The following is a 3,668-nucleotide window of genomic DNA, read 5'->3' as shown; positions in this document are numbered from 1 at the left end:
GCCTCGCGCCGCGCCTGCTCCGCGCGCGCGGCCTGCTCGGCCGCGGCCTCCCGGGCGGCGGCCCGCTCGGCCTCCTCGTCGACCAGGCCCTCGCCCGGACCCTTGTCGACGGTGGTCTGGTTGCCCGCGACGTCGAGGGCGGTGGCGCGGCGGGCCTGGGCGTCGTTGGCCCACACGTAGCCGCCGGACAGGGTGAGGGTGAAGTCGTCCGACCGGCCGGGCACCTGCACCTCCCGCGGGGCGCGCGAGCCGTCGGCGCTGACCGCCCGCACGACGCGGGCGCCGAGGTCCGGGACGTACACGCTGCCGCCGTGCACGACCGGCCGTCCCAGGTCGCCGGCACCGGCGCCGGTGGCCGCGGTGCGCACCTCGCCGGTGCGGACGTCGACCCCGAGCACCTCGCCGGTGGACGGGCGGGCGAGCCAGAGCAGGTCGCCCTCGGCGGGCTGGGCGACGCGGTCGTCGTCGCGCAGCTCGACGCGGTGCTCGCGGCGGTCGCCGCCCTCGACGACGACGACGCGGTCGCGGGCGAGGTCGACCACGACCACGCGACCGCCGACGCTGGTGAGCACGGCGTCGGCGCCGGCGCGCACCGGCTCGGCGTCCGCTCCGGCCGCCACCACCTGCTGCTGCCCGGGCGAGACCGCCCAGACCCGTCCCTCGCCGTCGACCACGGCCGCCCCGACACCGCCGTCGGCGCGCAGCACGGGGTCGCCGGTGGGACGCAGCGTGACGGGGTCGACCGGCTGCACGGTGCCGCCCTCGTGGTCGACGAGGTACACGGGGTCACCGGCCCGCGCGCCGCCCGCGAGCACCTCGACGCCGGTGCCGGCCTCGACCGGCTCGGACGCCGCGGCCGTGGCGCCGTCGACGACGGTGACGGTGCCGGCCTGCGGGTCGACGGCGTACATGCCGCCGTCGGGGCCGGGGACGATGCCGACCCCGGTGCCCCCGGCGGCCCGCGCCTGCGCGAGCAGCTCGTCGCGCACCTCCGCGTCGACCTGCCCGGTGCCGCCGTTCACGTGGACCGCGGAGTCGCCCTTGGCGAGCCAGGTGCCACCGGAGAGCAGCACGTCGCCGGTGGCCTTCCAGCCGGTGCCGAACGCGGCGCCGCCGAGCAGGACCAGCACGAGCACGAGCCCCACGGCCTGCCCGTTGTCGCGGCGCAGGCGCTCGCGCAGCGTCGGGGTCGCGTCGCGGCGGCCGGGCGTGGTCACGTCTGGGAGGGTACGTCCGGAGCGTGCGCAGGTCCCATGGGAAGGGGTCCCCGGATGGAGCAGGCGACGGTGGTCCACGTCCGGCGGGGTGGGCCCGCCGGCGAGCCGGTGGTGCTCGATCCCGGCGGCACGCTCGTCTTCGGCCGGTCGGCCTCGTGCGACCTCGTCCTCGACCCCGACGACACCGGGATCTCCCGCACGGCGGGCGAGGTCGTGAGCGCCGGCACCGACCCCGTGACGTGGTTCGTGGCGAACCTCAGCTCCTCCATCCCGTTCTCGGTCGTGGACGCCTACGGCTTCCGCAGCGTGCTGCCGCCGGGCCGCCGCGCGGTCGTCGACGGACGGCTGCTCGTCCACGTCGAGGGGAGCACCACCCGGCACACCCTCGAGGTGCGCGCGGGCACCGCCGCCGAGCCGGACGCCGCGCGGGCCGCGGACGACGGCGAGCAGGCGACGAACCTGGCCGGTGGCGTGGTCGTGAACGCCCAGGACCGGCTCGCGCTGCTCGCCCTGTTCGCCGGCTACCTGCTGGAGCCGCCGCGGCACGACCCCTACCCGCGCAGCTACCAGGCGGCGGCCGCGCGGCTGGGCTGGCCGCGCACCACGCTGGTGAAGCGGATCGAGTACCTGCGCGAGCGGCTCACCGCCGCCGGCGTGCCCGGCCTGCAGGGCCCGAGCGCCCTGACCGGGCTCGCGGAGTACGTCATCTCGCGCCGGCTCATCACCCCGGACGACCTGGTCGACCTGCCCGGCTGAGGTCGCTGGGGACCCCTTCCGATGGTGCCGCGGCACCGCGCCTCCCTAGCGTCGTGGACGTCAGCAACCACGACACGCCCTGGGAGGCAACGCATGTCCGTCTACACGATCGACGTCGCCGGCACCACGAGCCTGCGCTCGAAGATGAACCAGAACGCCGCCGACGTGCAGCAGCTGCTGAGCAGCCTCGGCGGCACCGTCCGCAGCACGACCTGGACCGGCGCCCGCGCCGACCGGTTCCGCGCCGCCTGGGAGGGCGAGTTCGAGCCCGCGCTGCGCCGGCTCGCGCAAGCCCTCGACGAGGCGGGCGCCGAGGCCGGCAACGCCGGCGACAGCGCGCACACCGTCCTGTCCTGACGGGGGTCACGAAGATGGCCGCCACGTGGCACGAGGTCTCCGACCGGCTGCGCACCGACAGCCGCCGGCTGGGCCTGGAGTCGGCCCGGCTGCGCCGCCGCGTGGCGGCCATCGACTGGACCGGCGGGCGCGCCGACCGGTTCCGCGCCGCGCTGGACACCCAGCTCGACGTGGTCGACCGGCTCAGCGGTGAGCTGGCGGCCCTGTCGACCCGGGTGCAGGCGCACGCGTCGAAGGGAGCGAAGGGGTGAGCGGCACCGCCTACCGTCCGACGATCGGCGAGAACGGCAGGCCGGTCGCGTCCGACCGGCTCGCGGCCGGCGACGGCGGCACCCGGCTGCGGGTCGACGCCGACGACCTCTACCGCCTCAGCGAGGAGGTCGACGGGCTCGAGGACCTGTGCCGCGCGCTCGTCCGCCGGCTCGAGGAGACGACCGCCGACCTGCGCCGGCTGGCGAAGGGCGCCGACGCCGACACCCGCGCCGACGTCGCCGCGCTGCTCGCCACCGCGGCGGGCGTCAGCGGGCAGCTGTACTTCAGCGCGAACGTGCTCGGGGCCGAGCAGGGGGCGGCCCGGCGCACGTGGCACGAGGTGCGCAGGGTCCGGGACGAGGGCGGCTCGACGAAGCGGCCCGGAGCGACCCCCCGCGGCGGCCGGTCGAGGCGCGACGAGCGCCGCGTCCGCGCCCGCAAGGAGGTGGCCCGGCTGGCGCGCTCGCAGGTCGGCATCCGCGAGGGCGCGGGCAACCGCACGAAGTACGGCCGCTGGTACGGCCTGGACGGCAACGCCTGGTGCGCCATGTTCGTGTCCTGGGTGTACGCGAGGTCGGGGCACCCGCTGCCGAACCTGCAGGGCCCCAAGGGTTTCGCCGGCGTGCGCGCCGGCGCCGAGGCCCTGCGCCGCGCGGGGAACCTGCACCGCACCCCGCTGACCGGCGACATCTACCTGCACAGGGGTGCGACCTGGGAGTCGGACCACACCGGGATCGTGGTCGAGGTCCGCGACGACGGCTCGTTCGTCACCGTCGAGGGCAACAAGGGCGACGCCGTGCGCCTGGTGGTGCACCAGAAGGACGAGCCCAGCATGTTCGGCTTCGGCCGGGTGATCTGAGTGCTGCCCGACCGTCTCGACGTCGTCGTCGACGTCCCGGACGGGCCGGCCGCCGCCCAGCTGGTGCCGGCCGCCGGCGCCACCACCGACGACGTCCTGGCCGCGCTCGGGCAGGCGGCCGGCGCCGTGCTGCACGTCGACGGCGTCGCGCAGGCCCCCGCGACCCCGCTCGACCGCACCCCCGTGCGCGACGGCAGCGTGCTGTCGACGGCACCGTCCGGCGCGCG

At 77.2% G+C, this 3,668-nt stretch carries 6 protein-coding genes; 5 read left to right on the top strand and 1 reads right to left on the bottom strand.

The window, feature by feature from the left end; genetic code table 11:
- The coding region (locus tag ACYVKY_RS04725) for an NHL repeat-containing protein (RefSeq protein WP_460433843.1) at positions 1 to 1,217 on the bottom strand (1,217 nt) is incomplete at its 3' end.
- Between the two features lie 54 nt (positions 1,218 to 1,271).
- Here ACYVKY_RS04725 and ACYVKY_RS04720 point away from each other — a divergent pair.
- The 5 genes from ACYVKY_RS04720 to ACYVKY_RS04700 all read left to right on the top strand — a co-directional run.
- Positions 1,272 to 1,973 (top strand): FHA domain-containing protein, encoded by a 702-nt coding sequence (locus ACYVKY_RS04720; RefSeq protein ID WP_460433842.1) that lies wholly within the window; start codon positions 1,272 to 1,274, stop codon positions 1,971 to 1,973.
- A 93-nt stretch (positions 1,974 to 2,066) separates the two neighbouring features.
- A complete protein-coding gene (locus tag ACYVKY_RS04715) occupies positions 2,067 to 2,330 on the top strand; it encodes a WXG100 family type VII secretion target (protein ID WP_460433841.1) in 264 nt (87 codons plus the stop codon).
- Positions 2,331 to 2,344: 14 nt separating this feature from the next.
- Positions 2,345 to 2,581, top strand: coding sequence for a hypothetical protein (locus ACYVKY_RS04710; protein ID WP_460433840.1), 237 nt, complete (start codon positions 2,345 to 2,347; stop codon positions 2,579 to 2,581).
- Positions 2,578 to 3,441, top strand: a complete 864-nt coding sequence (locus ACYVKY_RS04705; RefSeq protein ID WP_460433839.1) for a CHAP domain-containing protein — start codon at positions 2,578 to 2,580, stop codon at positions 3,439 to 3,441. The genes ACYVKY_RS04710 and ACYVKY_RS04705 overlap by 4 nt, the downstream gene beginning before the upstream one ends.
- A partial coding sequence (locus ACYVKY_RS04700) for a hypothetical protein (RefSeq protein WP_460433838.1) occupies positions 3,442 to 3,668 on the top strand: 227 nt, incomplete at its 3' end. It abuts the gene before it with no gap.

The sequence above is a fragment of the Angustibacter speluncae genome (genome assembly GCF_054777815.1).
The sequence above is the reverse complement of the archived record's forward strand: the minus strand, read 5'-3'. Positions and strand labels throughout refer to the sequence as shown.

Coding starts and splice junctions, on each gene's coding strand:
- ACYVKY_RS04715 (WP_460433841.1), top strand. CDS start 2,067: ATGTCCGTCTACACGATCGACGTCGCCGGCACCACGAGCCTGCGCTCG.
- ACYVKY_RS04720 (WP_460433842.1), top strand. CDS start 1,272: ATGGAGCAGGCGACGGTGGTCCACGTCCGGCGGGGTGGGCCCGCCGGC.
- ACYVKY_RS04710 (WP_460433840.1), top strand. CDS start 2,345: ATGGCCGCCACGTGGCACGAGGTCTCCGACCGGCTGCGCACCGACAGC.